This window comes from Nonomuraea endophytica, from assembly GCF_014203235.1.
Classification (GTDB): domain Bacteria; phylum Actinomycetota; class Actinomycetes; order Streptosporangiales; family Streptosporangiaceae; genus Nonomuraea; species Nonomuraea endophytica.
Window position 1 is genome coordinate 1 of record NZ_JACHIN010000030.1, and the last position, 17,332, is coordinate 17,332.

At 68.7% G+C, this 17,332-nt stretch carries 22 protein-coding genes, 1 pseudogene and 2 CRISPR repeat arrays (1 of these 25 cut by a window edge); of the genes and pseudogenes, 1 reads left to right on the plus strand and 22 read right to left on the minus strand.

Annotation, left to right across the window (positions count from 1 at the left end):
* Positions 1-187: 187 nt before the first annotated feature.
* From HNR40_RS52080 to HNR40_RS52175, 21 genes and pseudogenes are all read right to left on the minus strand, one after another.
* On the minus strand, positions 188-1,264 hold the full coding sequence (locus HNR40_RS52080) for a DUF5131 family protein (protein WP_184976120.1): 1,077 nt from the start codon (positions 1,262-1,264) through the stop codon (positions 188-190).
* On the minus strand, positions 1,261-1,413 hold the full coding sequence (locus HNR40_RS52085; RefSeq protein ID WP_184976123.1) for a hypothetical protein: 153 nt from the start codon (positions 1,411-1,413) through the stop codon (positions 1,261-1,263). Before HNR40_RS52085 ends, HNR40_RS52080 begins: the two co-directional genes overlap by 4 nt.
* A 46-nt stretch (positions 1,414-1,459) precedes the next feature.
* Entirely contained in the window at positions 1,460-1,723 is a 264-nt protein-coding gene (locus tag HNR40_RS52090) for a hypothetical protein (protein WP_221341895.1), read from the minus strand.
* Positions 1,724-1,878: 155 nt separating this feature from the next.
* Positions 1,879-4,008, minus strand: coding sequence for a hypothetical protein (locus tag HNR40_RS52095; protein WP_184976126.1), 2,130 nt, complete (start codon positions 4,006-4,008; stop codon positions 1,879-1,881).
* A 48-nt stretch (positions 4,009-4,056) separates the two neighbouring features.
* Entirely contained in the window at positions 4,057-4,227 is a 171-nt protein-coding gene (locus tag HNR40_RS52100) for an Rmf/CrpP family protein (protein ID WP_184976129.1), read from the minus strand.
* Positions 4,224-4,844, minus strand: a complete 621-nt coding sequence (locus HNR40_RS52105; RefSeq protein WP_184976132.1) for a hypothetical protein — start codon at positions 4,842-4,844, stop codon at positions 4,224-4,226. Before HNR40_RS52105 ends, HNR40_RS52100 begins: the two co-directional genes overlap by 4 nt.
* 156 nt (positions 4,845-5,000) lie before the next feature.
* Complete coding sequence (locus tag HNR40_RS52110; protein ID WP_184976134.1) at positions 5,001-5,825, minus strand: hypothetical protein; 825 nt, start codon at positions 5,823-5,825, stop codon at positions 5,001-5,003.
* Positions 5,818-6,336: a hypothetical protein gene (locus tag HNR40_RS52115; protein ID WP_184976137.1), complete on the minus strand. Its 519-nt coding sequence runs from the start codon at positions 6,334-6,336 to the stop codon at positions 5,818-5,820. Before HNR40_RS52115 ends, HNR40_RS52110 begins: the two co-directional genes overlap by 8 nt.
* A 95-nt stretch (positions 6,337-6,431) precedes the next feature.
* Positions 6,432-7,808: a hypothetical protein gene (locus tag HNR40_RS52120; protein ID WP_184976140.1), complete on the minus strand. Its 1,377-nt coding sequence runs from the start codon at positions 7,806-7,808 to the stop codon at positions 6,432-6,434.
* Positions 7,795-7,980 carry a hypothetical protein gene (locus HNR40_RS52125; protein ID WP_184976143.1) on the minus strand — a complete coding sequence of 62 codons (186 nt, stop codon included), beginning with the start codon at positions 7,978-7,980 and terminating at the stop codon, positions 7,795-7,797. Before HNR40_RS52125 ends, HNR40_RS52120 begins: the two co-directional genes overlap by 14 nt.
* Positions 7,977-8,657, minus strand: a complete 681-nt coding sequence (locus tag HNR40_RS52130) for a hypothetical protein (protein ID WP_184976146.1) — start codon at positions 8,655-8,657, stop codon at positions 7,977-7,979. Before HNR40_RS52130 ends, HNR40_RS52125 begins: the two co-directional genes overlap by 4 nt.
* 257 nt (positions 8,658-8,914) lie before the next feature.
* The gene (locus HNR40_RS55890) at positions 8,915-9,343 is read right to left on the minus strand and encodes a hypothetical protein (protein ID WP_246510882.1); all 429 of its coding nucleotides are present in this window, start codon (positions 9,341-9,343) and stop codon (positions 8,915-8,917) included.
* Between the two features lie 64 nt (positions 9,344-9,407).
* Positions 9,408-10,061, minus strand: a pseudogene (locus HNR40_RS58080) (DNA cytosine methyltransferase); the annotation flags it as partial.
* Complete coding sequence (locus HNR40_RS58085) at positions 9,944-10,300, minus strand: WhiB family transcriptional regulator (RefSeq protein ID WP_184976151.1); 357 nt, start codon at positions 10,298-10,300, stop codon at positions 9,944-9,946. The pseudogene HNR40_RS58080 and the gene HNR40_RS58085, both read right to left, overlap by 118 nt.
* Positions 10,297-10,614, minus strand: coding sequence for a hypothetical protein (locus tag HNR40_RS52145; RefSeq protein WP_184976155.1), 318 nt, complete (start codon positions 10,612-10,614; stop codon positions 10,297-10,299). The genes HNR40_RS58085 and HNR40_RS52145 overlap by 4 nt, the downstream gene beginning before the upstream one ends.
* 156 nt (positions 10,615-10,770) lie before the next feature.
* Positions 10,771-11,001 carry a hypothetical protein gene (locus HNR40_RS52150; RefSeq protein ID WP_184976158.1) on the minus strand — a complete coding sequence of 77 codons (231 nt, stop codon included), beginning with the start codon at positions 10,999-11,001 and terminating at the stop codon, positions 10,771-10,773.
* Positions 11,002-11,004: 3 nt separating this feature from the next.
* Positions 11,005-11,514 (minus strand): hypothetical protein, encoded by a 510-nt coding sequence (locus HNR40_RS52155; RefSeq protein WP_184976161.1) that lies wholly within the window; start codon positions 11,512-11,514, stop codon positions 11,005-11,007.
* Entirely contained in the window at positions 11,511-12,020 is a 510-nt protein-coding gene (locus HNR40_RS52160; protein WP_184976163.1) for a hypothetical protein, read from the minus strand. The genes HNR40_RS52155 and HNR40_RS52160 overlap by 4 nt, the downstream gene beginning before the upstream one ends.
* On the minus strand, positions 12,017-12,274 hold the full coding sequence (locus HNR40_RS52165) for a hypothetical protein (RefSeq protein WP_184976166.1): 258 nt from the start codon (positions 12,272-12,274) through the stop codon (positions 12,017-12,019). The genes HNR40_RS52160 and HNR40_RS52165 overlap by 4 nt, the downstream gene beginning before the upstream one ends.
* Before the next feature lie 84 nt (positions 12,275-12,358).
* Positions 12,359-12,634, minus strand: coding sequence for a DNA translocase FtsK (locus HNR40_RS56975; RefSeq protein ID WP_312896870.1), 276 nt, complete (start codon positions 12,632-12,634; stop codon positions 12,359-12,361).
* Between the two features lie 91 nt (positions 12,635-12,725).
* A complete protein-coding gene (locus HNR40_RS52175) occupies positions 12,726-13,055 on the minus strand; it encodes a hypothetical protein (RefSeq protein WP_184976170.1) in 330 nt (109 codons plus the stop codon).
* A 369-nt stretch (positions 13,056-13,424) separates the two neighbouring features.
* Here HNR40_RS52175 and HNR40_RS57740 point away from each other — a divergent pair, with 369 nt between their 5' ends.
* Positions 13,425-14,090 (plus strand): GntR family transcriptional regulator, encoded by a 666-nt coding sequence (locus tag HNR40_RS57740; protein ID WP_184976172.1) that lies wholly within the window; start codon positions 13,425-13,427, stop codon positions 14,088-14,090.
* A gap of 51 nt (positions 14,091-14,141) precedes the next feature.
* On the opposite strand, the gene HNR40_RS52185 is transcribed toward HNR40_RS57740, so the two are convergent.
* Positions 14,142-14,975, minus strand: a complete 834-nt coding sequence (locus tag HNR40_RS52185; protein WP_184976177.1) for a hypothetical protein — start codon at positions 14,973-14,975, stop codon at positions 14,142-14,144.
* Between the two features lie 462 nt (positions 14,976-15,437).
* Positions 15,438-15,833: direct repeats of the CRISPR family, unit length 29 nt; unit sequence GGGACCATCCCCGCGTGCGCGGGGAGCAC.
* Positions 15,834-15,924: 91 nt separating this feature from the next.
* A CRISPR array of direct repeats spans positions 15,925-17,332; the repeat unit is 29 nt; unit sequence GGGACCATCCCCGCGTGCGCGGGGAGCAC (it continues 754 nt past the right edge of the window).

A 17,332-nucleotide genomic window follows, 5' to 3' on the forward strand; every position in this document is an offset into this window, starting at 1 on the left:
GGGAAGATCACCCGTTCTACCGGATCTCCGTTCTCATGTCCTGATCTTCTGACGGTCTTGAAATACCAGCCCCAACCCTAACTAACCGGCATTGCGGCTAACCGGGCCTGCAGATCGGTGGTCCAGCCGAGGTAGTGGCGGGCGTGCCGGTACGGCTGGGCGAAGTGCAGCAGGTAGACGGTGCCCGTCATGGCGTGCCCATCGTGGTGGTCGTGGGGAATTCCACCCATGTGCGGCCGTCGAGCTGCCGGCCAGCACGCTTCTTTCCGACGCGGATGGCGATCGTGTCGGGATCGAGCAGGACACCGCCGCGGGTCGCTTCGCCTGGCAACATGAGCCTGGTTACGCCAGCGCGGAAAGTCCCTGAACGGCCGCGCTCACGAAGGACCGGAGCCGACCGTCCCCCGCGAGGGTGATCGAACGCACGTCCGCCGAAGAAGGCGGGATCATCTTCGACTGGAACGGACAGATACTCCCCCCACTGCTTGAACAGGAACGGCACGCCTGCTGCTTGGCATTGGTCTCGGAGAGTGCGCGCCCAGTCGGGGTGCATGGGTCGGGCGCCTGGGCCTGATTCGCCGCCGGCGATGATCCAGTGCAGGCCGCCGGCGATTCCTACTCGGCCGGACAGTGAGGCGAACATTTCCTGCCCCCAGCCCTCGAACGATTCCATCCATTCGAGGCCGAGCCACGGCGAAAGATCTACGGGCCCGAATAGCGGTTCACAGGACAGAAATCGCCTGGTGGCGGGCGTCTGGAGAAGGGCGGGGATTCTCAAGTTGGCGCGTCTTTGATCCTCTACCGAGACACCCAGCAGCACATTGGGCAGCGGCCATGCCAGCGGTGTCGGGCAGTCCGTCAGAGCGAGGTCGGTCTCCATCTGCCGGAGTGGCGCCTCGATGCGCGGCAGAAGGGACCGGAGGCGGCTGTGGCGCTTGGTGAGCACTTGGAAGGTGTGCTGAGGCGACCACCACATGCGCGCGAACACCTCGACGATGAACTCGTCTGGTACCTGCTCGTGGAAGAGGTCGCCCATGGAGGTGACGAAGATCTTGCGTGGTTTGCGCCACCTAAGCGGCAGGTCGAGGCGTTCGGGCCACAGGCGGATGTTGAAGCCTTGCTCGAAGGGGTGGCCGGGGGTGCCCCGCCAGCGGCCTGCGAATGTCTCGGCGTAGCAGTGATCGCAGCCGGGGCTGACCTTGGTGCAGCCGGTAACGGGGTTCCAGGTGGCGTCGGTCCACTCGATCGCGCTGCGGTCGCTCATGGCAGGCGCACCTCCAGGTAGAGGCGGACCTGGCGGGAGTTGCCGCGGCTCGGATAGGGGGTGGAGGTTTCGACCACGGTCAGCACGCGGGCGATCTCGGCGGCGGCGCGGTCGACTTCGTCGGGCAGGCCGACAATGCGGATCTTCACGATCATCTCCAGAAGCCTGTTGGGGACACGGGGAGGGCTGGCCGGGTTATGGGTGCTTGGCGAACAGGCGTAGTTCGCGGCCGGTGCCGTCGCAGCGGTCGCAGGCGCGAAACGAGCGGGTGAAAATGGCGCCGCGGTGTTTGCGGGAGCCCTGGCAGCGTCGACAGTTGCGGTAGGGGTGCAGCCGGATGGAGATCGTGTAACCGACGCTGTAGAGGGCGGCGAGCCCGGCCAGGAACAGCCAGCCAAAGGTGGGGTCGCCCGCCTCAGCAGCAGGCGCGGACAGGACGACAGCAAGAAGTGGGTGCACGACGAAGCTCCTAACGGCGGGGGTGCGCCCGTGACGGTGTGTAGTGGCCCGGTGGAGGCCGGGATTTCGCTCTTTCCGCTCACGCGGCCTCACATAGGGGTCCGATGAGCGGAATGAGTGAGCGGAATCAGTGAGCGGAAACGCCCCGACGTTGGCTACTCTTCGTGATCATCTGGGGCGTGCTCGGGCAGGTAGTAGCGGGCGGCGCGGGTGCTGCCGCGGCTGACGGTCAGCCCTTGGTCGCGCATGATCGCCAGCCACCGCCGGACCGTGGATTCCGGTTTGCCGGTGGCCTTGACGAGATCGGCCGGGCTGGCCCCCTCCGGGCCGCGCTCGTCCAGCAGCGTCAGGACGGGCTGGGCGATGTGGGCCGGGATGGTGATGCCGCGGTTGAGGCCCGGGTCGTTGCTTTCGGCGTTGTCGAACAGCTGCTTGGCCGCGACCAGGTCGTCGAGACTGGTGGCGCGCTCGGGCGGGTCGGGCATGCCGGCGAGCCGGGATTCGACGTCGGCGACCAGGTCGTGGGCCAGCCGTTCGACGGCGCCCGGGTCGGCGGGGTCGATCCCCCAGCCAGAGCTGGGAGACGGGCTGGGGGCGCGACCGGTGCCGCTTCCTGCGGTGGCGTGGACGCGGCGGCGGTCGGCGTAGCCGTCGAGTGCGGCGGCCAGGTCCGGCTCCAGCGTCGCGGCCGGGGTACCTCGGGTGTGGGCGAGAGCTTCGACGGCGTCCAAATCGGACATGTTGCGGACACGGCCGGCCGACCACACGTTTTCACCGTCGACCACCAGCGCCACGCCTTTGACTCCGCGGGCGTAGCTGACCATGTTGGGCATGCCGTCGATCTGCCAGTCGGGGATGACGTTGCCCATCTCGCTGGCCCGATTCAGCCGCAGCACAATCTTGTTGTCAGCGTTGGCGTGCGGGTCCTTGGTGCCGGTGTACTGCACCACGCCACGCTGGGAGGCGGTGGCCACCCCGACGCCGGCCGAGCGGCCACGCCGGTAAATCGTCTCGAACAGCGGCTTCGCCTTGTGCCCGATGGGCGAGTTGTAGCCGGCCAGCTCATCAAGCTCGTCAATCGGGATCAGGATGAACGGCTCGCTCGGGGACGGTACGTGGTTGCGTCCGCCTGACTTCAGCGACCGGTACTTGATGACCTGGTCGGCCCAGGTGAGGATCTGCAACGCCCGGTCGTATTCGTCGATACCGGCGTAGGCGTCCAGGGCGTCGCCCCAGATGGCGCCCAGGGTGCCCTTGCCCAGGTCGATCCCCCATACCAGGACGTCGCGGCAGGCGGTCGCCTGTTCGATGATGTTGTAATACAAGACGGTCTTGCCGCTGCCGGTCGGGGCGACGATGAACGTGTGGTGGCCGCCGGCGCGATCGAACACCACCAGGGTCATGTCGCGGCCGGAGTCGGGGTCGAAGCCGATCACGAGCGGACCGTCCATGATGGAACGCCGGGTTGTCGGCGCGGTCTGGCTGGTCAGGGCGGGGCTTTCGACCTTGCCCTGCCAGGGGTCGACCGTGTGCACGTCCACGATGATGATTCCGGCGTGCTTGTGGTAGTCGGTGACCTTGACGCGTTCGCGCGGCAGGGCGAGCGCGCCGGCGATGTCTTCGGCCATGGCACTGTTGCTGCCGGCCAGCTGGCTGGCGCGCTTGCCGGTCTTACGGACGTCGACGCGGTAGCGCTTGCCCAGCCGGACGTCTTTGACCGAGATCAGCCGCGAATCGGTCAGGCTTGCTGCTTGGGCGAGGTGCTCCCAGCCTGCGCATTCGGCCTGCCAGTTGCGACGCTCGCGCAGCACGTCCGACCAGGTGTAGGCCGACCAGGCAAGGGCGGCGGCGCCGCTGTAGACGGCCAGAGTGGGGAGGCTGAAAGCCCCCGCGTGAGCAGCGAAGGCCAGCCAGCCCGGGGCGGCCGCGACGGTGGCGGCCACGGTGGCGGAGTAGCTCTTGGAGCGGTGCTTTCGGTAGGTGGCGGTCCAGGCGGCCAGGGCCAGCGGGGCGGACGGGGCGGCCACCCACAAGGGGTCAGGCAGCTGCATCAGGTGGGCGAGCTGGCCTGCTGGATACAGAGCGGTCAGGCCGGTGGCCAGGCCGCGGGTGTCCGGGGAGCGGGCAACCCACCGGGCGTACCCGCGAACGACCGCACTGAGCACGCGGCCGAAGGTGATCCGGTCGCGGTAGTAGCCGGACGATCGATAGGGCGTCTCATCGCCCCATCGCCCGTCGTGACGGGGGCGGTATGAGCGGTCGCGCCGGGGGTTGCGCCGCGCCATTGAGCAGTCCTCCTCACGAGATCCTTCGGGCGAAGCAGGGGCAGGTGTTCATGCGCGGCCAAGCAGCCTTAGGTAGGCGCGCAGCCAGAGCACAGCAAGGGCGGTCTGTACCGGGTCGCCGCCGGGGTCGTAGGGGCAGGTTGTCGCGGGCAGGCCGCGGGTCGCGGCGAGCATGGCGGAGGTGATGGCCGCTCGGCGGTCCCGTTCGGGGATGGTCATGTGCGGTCCTCTTGGTGGCGGCGGGCGGCTTTGACGTCGGCGTCGCGGTGCAGTAGCTGGGCGCGGAACTCGGTCAGGGTCAGGCGCGGGTGGGTGTGCCACCAGGCTTTGAGTTCCTCGCTGGCGTAGGCGGCGGCGCGGCGCGGGCTGCCGTGCAGCAGGCTGCGGCCGTCGACGCCGTGGGCTCGGCCGCGCTTGTTGACCAGCACGCCGCGGGTGGCGTGCTCGGCGGCCAGGAACTGCGCTTCGATCCATTCGCCGTACAGGCGTCGGGCCAGGGCATCGGCGCTTTCGCCTGGTAGGCGTTGCGTGTGCAGGTGCGCTCGGGCTTGCTGGCGGTGCAGGTCGTCGACGTCCAGCCGGTAGACCTGGGCGTAGGCGTCCAGCTGATCCATGCCGGAGGCGATCAGGGCGGTGATCTGCCGGTCCTGGTCGGTTTCGAGCTGTCGCCAGTCCCAGCCGGGGTTGAGGCGGCGTTCGCGCTCGTCCAGCTGGTTGAGAAGGTGCTCCAGGCCGGGGTGGTCACGAAACCGTGTGATGAGGTTGACCAGCCTTTCGCCGGTCACCGAAGCGAAGTCGGCAGGCAGCTCCGACAGGGCGGCGTCGGCTTCCTGCAAGGCCCAGCCTGGCGCCTGGTCATGCGCGGGCGGTTCTGCCTGCTTGGGGCGGGGTTCTGCGTGGGCTGGGCCGGTGGGCTCCGTCGTGGATGCCGGGGCGTTGCCCGCTCGTAGGGAGCGGGCAACAAGGGCAGGGTGGCGGTGCCGGGATGCTCTTCAAGCGGCGTCGCGGCCGGTGATCGTCATGCCGGCGGCGGCGACGTCGCGGGCTTCCTCGAACTCCTCCTCGAAGCGGGTGGCGGCGGTCATCGCGGAGTTGGCGGCTTCGGTCAGACCTTCGCCGATGCCGATCAACGGCTGGGTGATGTGCTTCGGCAGCTTTCTGCGGGCTACGACCTCAGCCCATTCCGATATCGCCAGAGCGCTGGACCTCATGAAGGAGGCGATGGCGTGGCAGTCGTCGAGGAACTCGGCGTCGGACTTCGGCTCGTCCAGATCAAGGACGACTCTGCGGGGATTGGACATGCTTCCTCCGGAGGAAGTAGGGCGTTCGGGCGAAGTGGCGGGGGGCGCGGGCGGCCGGGGGCTTGTCGCGGTGGGCTCGGGTTGGTGCTGAGGTTGGGCGGGAGCGGCCTGTCCAGATGTGGCCGCGGCCGGCGGCTCGGTCTTCGAGGCGAGAGCCGTACCCGGTGCGGGCTTGGGCTTGGCTTGCGGTGCGGCGGGGCCGAGCGGCGGAGGGTCTGGGTCGCGGGGGCGGCGACTGAACAAGGGGGTCGGCTCGGGGTTGGCCTGCTTGCGTCGCTCCCACCGCGCTTTGAGCCGGCGCAGGACCCCCACGTGGCCGGCGCGGGCGGTCTTGGCTGTGGCGCGGCCGGTCCAGGCTCCGGCGCGGCCGGAGTGGTGGATGAGCGCCTTGCCGGGGGTGCGCCAGCCGGTGGCCTTGTAGCCGGAGCGCACGGCGTTGCCGACCATGCCGCGGCCGGTCTTGGTGACGGTCATGACCGCGGCCAGCAGGATGAGCAGGGTGATGGGGTCACCCATGGCGCTCATCCCGCTCGGCGTTGCCGTGTCGGCCGGGGCCGTCGTAGTACTCGGCGGGCTTTTCGCCCTCCGCTGTTGCTGTTTGCGGGGTGGCCGATAGCGCGTTGACGGCAGTGGCGCCAGCCAGTACGGCGGCCAGAAGCAAGCCGAACCACCAGGAGATACCCAGCAGGTAGTGGGCGATGACGGTGAGCGAGGCGCAGAAGAGGTAGTCGCCCCAGCCGGGACGGTGCGTCCACATCGCCCGCCCGAAGGCGATCAGCCGGTGTCTGGCGTTCGGGCTGAGCCACAGCGCCAGGCCGGAAGTGGTGATCGAGTTCGCCACCTCCGGCAGGTTTGAGCCGAGATCGCCGACCCATTTGCTGATCTGGCCGTTGAACACCAGGCCATCCAGCAGCAGCACGAACAGGCCACAGACGATGAACTCATACGTCTTGAGCTGCCGAGACTTAAAGCCGACCAGCACGGCGCCGGCCAGCGCAGCGAAGATGATCCATTTGCCCGCTTCCATGAGCGGTTCTCCTCCGTGAGCAGGGACGAAACAGCCCACCGGGACAGGGTGATGTCCGGTGGGCTGCAAGGCGGGGCGCCTGGTTGGGGCGCGGGTCAGGCGGCGGGCCGTCCGGGAGACGTCGGTCCGGCGCTGCTGCGCTTGTAGCGCTTGAGCACGGTCTTGGCGTTGGAGGCGGTGACGGTGACGCCGTGCGCGGCCAGCCAGGCGACGATGTCGCCGGGGCTCGCGGCGGTGCCGAGAGCGTCAATCGCCACGCGGATGCGCTGGGAATCGTGCGCGGCCTGCGACAGATCAGCGATCACCGGGACCGAGCCAGCCTGCTCCGTGAGCGGGGTCACCCGATTGGGTCCGGGGTCAGGGTGGCTCGGATGCGGGGTCAAGGCGGGGTCAGGAGTGGGCAGGTGACCCCCAGCGCCGGGGGTCGGAGGGGCAGCGGGGTCAGCAGCCGGGGTCAGCGATGGGGGCGAAGGCGCCCGGTCGGTGAACAGGTGCCGCGGGTGGGAGTCGAGCATGTTCGGGCCATTCCACAGGTTGGCCCACGTGTCGAGTACGGCCTTGGCCTCCTCGACCTCCGGATTGGGCTGGTTCTGGTCGGCGGTCAGCGAGGCGAGTACGCGCGTCCATGGGGTGGGCATGCCAGCGCTGGTCAGGCTGGCCGCGTGGGTGAGCGCGCCGATCTGGGAGATCAGCGTGCGCTGCTGGCCGGGATCGGTGGCAAGGGCTGCGTGCTCGATCGCGGCGTTCATGCTCTTGCGCAGCCGCGCCAGAGCACGCGAGCGTCGCCAGCCTCCGGCGATCCGGGCGCCGGCGGTGAGCTGGACGCGATGAGCGGCACGCGCCACCGCGGTGACCCGCCGGTGGGCTGCCACCTCGGAGATGGCGCGGTCAGCGGGTTCGGCCAGCCCGAGCCGGACCAGAACGCGCTCGCGGGTCAACCGCCAATACACCCGCTCGCGCTGCTGAGCGCCGGCGCGCTTGCGCCGCTCCCCGGCCAGCCCGCGCTCCCACAACCACGCGGCCACGAACGGAGTTGCCAGCCGCAGCACGTCGACGGCGAAGGAGTCAGCCGCCAGCGCGGACAGTACCGCGGACAGGCCGGTCAGCACCCACACGGCCAGCCCGTCGACTCCAGCCGTGCCAGGCCCATCAGCGTCGCGGATGTTCTGACGGGCGCGCACGGCGGAGGTGAGTACGGCCAGCTCCAGGAAGCCGAAGAACACCACGCGCAGTGCGATCGGCAGGCGCGGGAGCTTCTCGTCGAAGAACTCCCACATGCCGCTGGCGGCCACCGCGCTGGCCACGAGTGCCGACAGCACGGTGAGCCGGTCGGCCGGGGTCGCGCCGGTCTTGCGCAGAGCGCGCCAGGCCAGCCAGCAGCCCCCGACACCGAGCCCGGCCAGCACGAGCCACGCGACAGCGGTGACCGGGTCGTCCTGCAGCAGGGATAGCAGATCGCTAAGGGTCGCCATTCGGGGTCACCTCCAGATAGACGCGGACCTGGCCCGCATCGCCGGGACTCGGGTAGGGGTGGGCGAACCGAGTGATGTCGTACGCCCCAGTCGGCGAGACGATGAACGGGCCGGCCAGAGCTGCTACCGCGGTGTCGACCTCATCGGGCGTGCAGACGAGGCGGAGGTTCACCGCCTGCTCCCGTCGCGGTCGGGTGCGTACCTGCTGGGCACGGCCAGGGCGCGGACGCGGGCCGCGGCCGGCGGAACCGTGGAGAAGATCCAGCCCAGACGCTGGTAGAAGGCCGATTCACGCTCGGACAGGTCGACCAGCATGGCGTGCATGCAGTCAAAACCGTTGAGCCCGGCCTGCTCCAGCAGGCGCACGGCGGCCCGGTCGATGCCGTACTCACCGCGCCGCTGCAGAGCGAGGTCGGCCAGCGCGCCGACGCTCCAGGCCAGGCTCCCCAGCAGCAGCGTCCGGACGCTGCCCGAGGTCAGCGCGATCAGCAGGCCGGCGATGGTGACCGTGAAGGCCACCATGGTCAGACGGCCGGTCCAGCGCTGCCAGGCGGTGGGCTGCCACTCGTGGCTGACGAGCGCGTAGGCCAGCGTGCCGGCCGCGATCCGCCCGACCGGGGTGTCGGCATCGCCGTGCAGCAGGTGCTCGCCGACAGTGAGGATCGGGATGGGGCTGTCTTCGTCGGTGCGCTCGACAGCTACCCCGGACGGCTGATCGGGGTCGGCGACCAGCATGACCGCCGGCAGGCCAGCCGCCTGTGCCAGGTGCTTGGTCAGCGCGGTCAGGGCGGTGTAGCTGGCGACCAGGTCGTGGTGCACGCCGGGCAGGGACGTGGGTGAGGTAGACACGGAAACGCTCCTTTCGCAGGAATGGCGATATGGCCGGGAGAGGCCCCTTGGTAGGCGGGCGGATCATGCGATAGCCCCTTCACGCCCGTGGGTGGCGTACGGCCGGAGGTGGTCGGGTAACAGGTCGGATATGGCGGCGGCTCCTTGGAGGGGGAGGACGCCGTTGCCGAGGGCTTTAAGGCGGGCGTTGCGAAGGCCGGCGGGCCGCATGCCGGTCGGGGCGGGGACATCGCAGACGTGGCCAGCGGGAAGGCCCATCATCCACTCGACGAAGGGAGCTGCAAGGCGTCCTCGATCGTCAACTGGAGAGGGCGCAGGGCGGCCAAGGATGCGCTCCCAGCGGTGGACGGCCGGACCGTACTGGCGCCAGAGCTCAGCTCGCTCATCTCCGCGGCCAGGCACAGGCCGTGCTTCCCTGCCTTCTGCGTCGGAGAGCGCTTCGTCTGCCGGTTCTCCCGAGCGGAGGCTCGCGGGGTCGGCAGCAGCCGGGCCGCATCGAGAAGCGTCATCCCGTAGCCGTCGCTGTACGGCGTGCCGTCGGCCCGGTAGTTCGCGGTCGTCGCCGGACGGGTCGCCGTGGGCGTCGGCAGCAGCGAGATCGTGTGGCGCAGATTCATCCCGCCCTGCGCCGCGTGCCCCGCACCGGTGCCCTCGCTGGTTGTCGGTGTCGGCAGCAGCTCCACCACGTTCGGCAGAGCGTCGTCGTAGCCGCGCCCCTTCGAGTCGCGTGCCCGCGGAGTCGGCAGGCCAGGCGAGGCAGAACCAGCGCCACCGCTCGTGCGGGGCGCCGACGTCGGCCGCGCGGACACACTCCCACTCCGCATCGAACCCGAGCTCGGCAAGCGAAGTGAGGACGACATCAAGTCCAGGTCGCCGAGCAACGATGGCCCGCACGTTTTCCAGGACAACGAGCTTGGGTCGTAGCGCACGGATGGCGTCGGCGACGGCGTACCAGAGGCCACTGCGGGTTCCTTCCTTGATTCCGGCGCCGCGGCCGGCGTAGCTGAGGTCTTGGCAGGGAAACCCGGCGGTGAGCACGTCGATCGGCTCGAGCTGCGTCCAGTCCACAGCGGTGATGTCGCCGTGGTTGGGGACGGCCGGCCAGTGGCGTTCGAGGATGGCGGCGGCGTACTGGTGGCGGTCGTCGGGGTCGTACTGGCAGTGCCACGCCATGCGGGCGTCGAGGACGTCCATGACGGCCATGTCGAGCCCGCCGTACCCAGAGCACAGCGACCCCGCCCTGAGCGGAGATAGGCCGGTGGCCGATACGTTGACAGCGGGACCGATCACGCCGCCGTCCGTTTGAGCGCTCTGCGGGACTTCTCCGCAGAGCTGCGGCAGATGGCGCTGCAGTACACGCGGCGGGGGTCCGGGTCGAGAACCGGACTCGAACAGTGCCCGCACCGGTGCGGGAGATACTTGATCTCGCGCCGCTTGCGCTCCGAGACTCCACCCCGGATCCCGTACCGCTCACGCTGGACGAGCGCATCGGTCAGGCACTCGAACCGGACCGGGCAGGCCGCGCACACCCCTTTGGCCGCGGCGGCGCTGGCGTGGTCGCCCTGGTCGGGGAAGAACAGTTCGGGGTCGACTTCCTGGCACAGCGCCAGGTCCTGCCACACCTGGTCGAGGTCGGTGTTCATGAGGTCTCCTGCAGGTGGTTCGGGTTGGCGTCATCGGCGGTGTCGCTGATGTTGTTGGGGGCGGGGAAGCGCACGTGGGTGTTCAGCACGCAGCGCGCGATGCGGGCGGCCAGGCTCGGCGGGCGGCCGGAAAGCGTGCCGTACCGGTCCTCGTGCCGGATGCCGATCGGGACGGCAACCATGACGACGGCCAGGGCGACGGCGGCAACGGCGCCGAGCACGATGACAACGCGCCAGCCCATGACCAGGTAGCCAGCGATGACGGGAGTGATACCGGGCATGGCCAGCCCGGCAAGGCGCAGGAATGTACGCATGACGAAGCTCCGATCAACACGGAAGAAGGCGCACGCCAGGCCGGGCGTGCATGCGGGAGTGCGGGAGATTGCCGAAGTGCCCCGGCAGGGAGTCGAACCCCGCCTTTGACCATCGGGGCGGTAGAAAGACGATCAGCGGAGCGGGACGCTCATCGGTCAGCGCTCGGCGCTTCGTGCCAGCGCATCGCGCGCCTCATCGGTCAGCAGCCACCGGCCCTCAATGGCCTCCTTGGCGTAGGCCATCAACACCATGGCGTCCCGTCTGCCCTGCGCCTGCTCAGATGTCGGACCCTGGCCATCAGGCCAGTCGGAGTTGAGCCAATCCCGTGCATCGGACAGGCAGGAACGAGCTTGCCGGGCGTACTCGCAGTACGGCTGAAGTTTCACCGGTCAGTCCTCCCGTTCGTCATGCCAGGCGGCCAGCTCGCGCCCGTGACGTTCGCAGGCGGTGGCGTGGCCGCGTTCGCAGTCGTCGGGGTGGCCGTTGTACGGGCCGTAGTCGAGGATCAGCTGCCCGCATGCCAGGTCGGGGCAGCGCCAGGTGAAACTTGGATCGCCGTAACCGGCCTCGGTCAAGTACTCGAACGCGGCCTCGCTGAGCGCGCGATGGTCGTCATCGGGCAGTTCCAGGGCTTGGCCGATCTCGTGCCAGGTGTGGCCGGCCTCACGAGCGTGCCGCGCCTGGCGGCCGATCTCAGCCCTGGCCAGCGCTGCCAGCAGCTTGGCAGCCCACAATCCGGGCAGCGGATCGGCGACCCGGTCGTGAGACAAGGCGCCCGGGAAGATCGGCCGCGTAGCGATGGCCTGCTGGCCATAGGTCTCGGCCATCAGGTCGACAACTGCGGCTTCTATCCGGTGGCGCGCCTTGCTACGGGCTTCGGCCGGGTCGTGCGGGGTCATGTGCCCACCTCCATGCGGACGAGCCGGACTCCGGTCTGGCTGCTGTCGGCGGGGTGGGCGCAGCGCGGGCACAGCCGGGACTCCGGCGGCTGCACGTCGATACCTGCGGTGAGCATCGCGTGGCCGCAGCCCCGGCAGCTCCAGCCGACACCCGGCGGGCACACGACGTCGGGGAGGGAACCGTCAAGCAGGGCTCGGGTGGCCGCGGCGTCGGCCAGCACGCGCGCCGCGGTGACACCGTCGGCCGGCAGCTGACCGTGGCGTTCCAACTCCCACCGCACGAACGTCAGCGGAGCGGCCTCCCCGCAACCATCAGCGGCGATGGTGGCGCGAGCGGCAGCCAGCAGGGCAATGTAGTCGGCGCGCGTCAGGCTCTCCCGCACGCGGCTACTGGCCACCTCGGCCAGCAGTTCGTCAACGATGCCGGCCAGTTCGGCGGCCTCGTGGACCAGAAGCGCGGCCTGGGCGTGCTCGCGCAGACCGTCGAAGCGGGCGCGGCTCATCATGACGGACTGCCCGCGCGCCGCTGGCTGCGCAGCTCGTTCAGGACCTGGTCGAGCGTGCCGGCGATGCGCTCCAGCGCGTCGACCTGGGCCAGCCGCGCGGCCAGCTCGGCAACGCGCATCCGGGTGTCGAACTGCGCCTGGTCGACGGCTGTAGCGAGGTCCGGGTCGTAGCCGAGTGCCTCGTTCAGCTCCCACTCGGCCCAGCCCCGATGCGTCTCGACGGTCGAGGAGTCCGTGTCATGGCTGTCGGTCATTGGTTGCCCCTCTCTGCTTGGGCATGAGTAGGCGCCCGGCCACATCCGCGTGGAGTCCGACCGGGCGCTCAGGGTGGGATTGGATTAGGCGGCGGCGCGCTGCCGCAGGCCAGCGAGGAGGTCGTGCAGGCTGGCGGGGTTCACCAGCACGTCGCGCGCTTTTGCGCCTGTGCTGGGGCCGACGACACCACGACGTTCTAACTCGTCCATGAACAACTCGGCCCCAGCGAGGGGGATGCGGAGCTTGCGGGCGAGCATCCGTGTGGAGCCGTACTGAGCGACGACCACCAGCTCAGCAGCGATCAGCAGCAGCTCATACTCCTGGCCCGAGCATCGGGCGCGAGCGTCATTGACTGGCACCGGGAGACTCCTCGGGTGTGAGGGCATAAGAAAGCGCCCGGCCGGACCTGGTAAAGGGTCCGATCGGGCGCCGGGACGGGGTGCCGACCTGTCAGGCGGCAGCAATGCGGTGGAGCGGCTCGGGCGTCGGCGGGGCAGGCTTGCGGTGCGTCCGGCTCCCGCGGCGGGTCGCGGCCTGCCGGACGGCTACGACCATGGCGCTCCGCCATTCCACGGACGTCAAATCGACCACCAGGCGAGTACCACTGCCGGGACAGCGGGTCACGCCGTCATCAGCGCGATGCGGCCAGATCATGCCGCGACGGATCACGCGCCAGGTCCTGCAATCGGGGCAGACCATGGTCAGCCGTTCCCCGGGGTGCAGGTTGAGATCGTTCGGCGGCAGAGTGCTCGCCAGGATGGATCGACCGTTCGAGCGCACGGGGCGTCTCCTCATGAACACGGGCTGGGGGCTTGCGTTCTCCGCCCGCCACGAACCCGCCCTACCGAAGCTGCCGGGTTCGTGCCGGACAGGCAGCGCAAGCGCTGCACGTACTGCCAGCCGTACCGGCCTGCGACCGAGGGACCTCGTTGTTCGTCACCTTGATCGCCTGCCCAGCTAGCCACTCTGAAGTTCTCAAGATCTGTAGGCCTCAGGGAGTAGCAACCCACCGGGGTCTATGGCGTTCAGTGGCGTGCACTGACATGCGCTAGCGTATACGCAGCTGTGTATACACACAAGTCTTGCGTATACAGTGATGCGTATACACTGACTACGTCGCAGAAGACGTCCAGGAAGGAGTGATCGCCAGTGGCAGAGCCGGCCTACGTTCGCATCGCAGGGGAGTACGCCCGACGGATCCGAGCCGGAGAGCTTCCGTCAGGCATACAGCTGCCGAGCTACGCCGAGATCGCCCAGCAGAGCGGCGTCTCGGACATCGTGGTTCGGCAGGCCATCCAATTGCTTCAACGCCAAGGACTCGTCCGGTCCGTCCCGCGTCGTGGCATCTTCGTCGCCAGCAGGCCCAACCTCGTTCGAGTCTCGCCCGAGCGCCAGATGGAGACGGCCGAGCGCTCATTCGAGCACGAGTCCGACCGTGACGTCGCGGTGGAGCGCGACACAGCACAGATCGCCGCAACCGACGAACTTGCCGAAGCATTCGATCTATCGGCGGGCGAGGAGGTCATGCACGTCATTACTCGAGCCAGCGAAGACGGTCGGCCTATCTCGATCTCGGATACCTATCATCCGTTGGATATCGCAGACATATCAGAAGCCGTCTACCTGGAGGAGACGCTGTCTGATCAACTGCCGACGCAGGCGCACGCCAACTGGTTGGGCACAGCACCAGGCGATCTTGTCCAGACGGTCCACCAGCGGTTCCTTGCCGATGATGGACGACCCGTGATGATTTCGGATATTTCGTACCCGCGCGACCGGTACGACGCGTTCGTGTTCCGCATGCGCCTCAAGTAGCCCAAAGAAAGGGGGGTATCGATTTGATCGATACCCCCCTTTCTTTGTCATCTACCTTCTAACCCAGCACTGGGCACTGTCTTTTGCTGTCCACCATGAAACAAATTGTGGCTCGACGGAGTCGAGCCTCCATCGCTCCGAGAGTGTGTCAAAGAAGACATCGTCTCCAGTTGCGCCCCCCTTTGGCTCTCCAATATAGATGAGTCGCTCACCTCCCGATGCCTCGAACGACAGCAATGCTTCAGATGCCATCGTGTTGCCCCATCCAGGAGGCCAGCAGAGGAATAGTACGTAACTCTTAGATCGGGAACGTGTCGCGAGCTCTTCAAGGGGGCCCACTGGATGCCAAACATCAACCTGGCCGGCCGCTCCGAGGAATGAGACGTTCTTGACCTTGTCGGGCGGCTCCAGGTCGTATGCCTCGACGGCTATCCCAGCATGGGACAACTGTGCAGCCCAATATCCCCGACCAGCTCCCAATTCCACGATTGGGAGATCAGCGCTGAGGCTCGATATCCATTCGATGGTCGTTGGAGAAGGTATGGCATATGAGTAAGCCGCCTGCAGGATCGTCTGCGCAAATGCGAGTCGCGCGCTCCCACCCTCCCGGCCCCCATTTATGACCTGGCACCCCTTGTGCTCGAACACAAGAGGTTCGACGATGTCCCAGTACGGGTTCGGGCTAACCGTGCTTCCACCCGTCATATAGTGGACGAACCGTAGGCCAAAAGCCGCTTCTACCTGATCGTCGCCCGTTCCTGATAGCCCTTCTGCCATATCTAGATACTCAGCTACTCTGGGATACTCGGCCTGAAGACGTTGCTCATCCTTCAGCAGAACCGTGAGTTCATCCCATCTCTGCGCGGTCATGGTCATCTTGGCCATGCAACTAAGCATCTCGCGTCGAGTCTGCCTCTGCCACACTTTGCGCGGACCTTTGCCGTCAGGCCTGTGAGGTTGACCAGTGCATCCCCATCTGGAGGCCAGGTGGATGAGCTGGGTGTCACGCTCTTCAAGTAGCCCTCTGGGGCTAGTCCGACCGAACTCGCCGCCGCAATGAGGCCTCCATCCTGTAGCCCGAGGAGAGCTTTACGGGCGCGCGTCGGGACCATCCCGCCTGTGGAAGCACAGCATCTGCGGCACGTTTGTTGACGTGCTTGAGCCTGAGACCATCCCCGCGTGCGCGGGGAGCACAGACCTGCTGTCACGGTCTCCGGCCGGGTCGAGGGACCATCCCCGCGTGCGCGGGGAGCACGTGTGGGGGCGGCCCCGGGCCGCGGGGTAGCGGGGACCATCCCCGCTGCGCGGGGAGCACCTCCGCCAGCTCGGCGACGGCCACTGGTGGGCGGGACCATCCCTGCGTGCGCGGGGAGCACGCTGACCAGCGCTCCCCGGTCAGCGCGAAGTCGGGACCATCCCTGCGTGCGCGGGGAGCACGACATCGCACCGGGCCCAGTGCCCTTGATGAAGGGACCATCCCCGCGTGCGCGGGGAGCACGCGTAACGCAGCAGCCCGGCCGCGTTCGAGCCGGGACCATCCTCGCGTGCGCGGGGAGCACGCCACGGTTGCGTACGCGGTAGATCCGAAGACGGGACCATCCCCGCGTGCACGGGGAGCACCCGGAGTGTGGTGCCTGGGCGGGCTGCATCCAGGGACCATCCCCGCGTGCACGGGGAGCACGGATCGGAGGAGAACGTACACCCCCCGTACTTGGGACCATCCCCGCGTGCGCGGGGAGCACCGCAACAAGGTGCACCAAGTCGCCACAAGTATGGGACCATCCCCGCTGCGCGGGGAGCACGAGGTCTGTACGGACGCGATGGGCAGCGACACGGGACCATCCCCGCGTGCGCGGGGAGCACATCACCGCCCTGGCCGCCATCTCGGCTCTGATGGGACCATCCCCGCGTGCGAGGGGAGCACGGCGGGAGCGCCCGGTGGCGCCGCAGCAGGTCGGGACCATCCCCGCGTGCGCGGGGAGCACGTCTGCTTCCTGGCTATGTCGCTTTGGAGTCGGGGACCATCCCCGCGTGCGCGGGGAGCACACGAGCTGCTTGGCCCCAGCGATGCTAGGGCGGGGACCATCCCCGCGTGCGCGGGGAGCACACGAGCTGCTTGGCCCCAGCGATGCTAGGGCGGGGACCATCCCCGCGTGCGCGGGGAGCACTTCGCGTCGTGTAGCACATCGTGCTCTCGCGGGGGGCCATCCCCGCGAGCGCGGGGAGCACAACTCGGGCAGGTCGGATCGGCGGGGCGTGGTGGGACCATCCCCGCGTGCGCGGGGAGCACCTGCGCCGGGGTGAGACCAGCAAGGCGGAGGAGGGACCATCCCCGCGTGCGCGGGGAGCACAAGGTCGGGTGGGGCACGTTCCACCTTGCTGGGGGACCATCCCCGCGTGCGCGGGGAGCACGACGCGACAGATCGCCGCACGTCCAGATCAGCGGGACCATCCCCGCGTGCGCGGGGAGCACTTCGTCGTCCCGGATCCGAGCGGCGGCGTGAAGGGACCATCCCCGCGTGCGCGGGGAGCACGGACCCCACGGGCCGAACACCTGCGAAGTGGCGGGACCATCCCCGCGTGCGCGGGGAGCACTATTTGCCTGGGTACTTCATGCGGGAACGCCAAGGACCATCCCCGCGTGCGCGGGGAGCACACCGACCGGGTTCGCAGGTCACACGAGCAGTGGGGACCATCCCCGCGTGCGCGGGGAGCACTTACTCCACGCGAAACCGGTCTGGACGTCGCCGGGACCATCCCCGCGTGCGCGGGGAGCACAGCAGTTCTCGTCGTCGGCCGGCGCTGGCCAGGGGACCATCCCCGCGTGCGCGGGGAGCACCTAGAAACCCTTGTATTGCAACTGTGAGCATGGGACCATCCCCGCGTGCGCGGGGAGCACGAAGGTCCTGGCCGAAACCCGGCCGGGAGGCGGGACCATCCCCGCGTGCGCGGGGAGCACCGCTGGTTCTCGGCCGAGACGCCGATCCACACGGGACCATCCCCGCGTGCGCGGGGAGCACTCTGGCGGCAGCCCTTGGACGCAGCAGGCAGAGGGACCATCCCCGCGTGCGCGGGGAGCACGTAGCGCCGATCCTCGTCCTGGTTGCGCAGACGGGACCATCCCCGCGTGCGCGGGGAGCACTCTGGGTTGGCTTCCAGAGCGAGCACGGCCACGGGACCATCCCCGCGTGCGCGGGGAGCACGTCGGCACCAGCCAGATGCGCGGCGAGGGCGCGGGACCA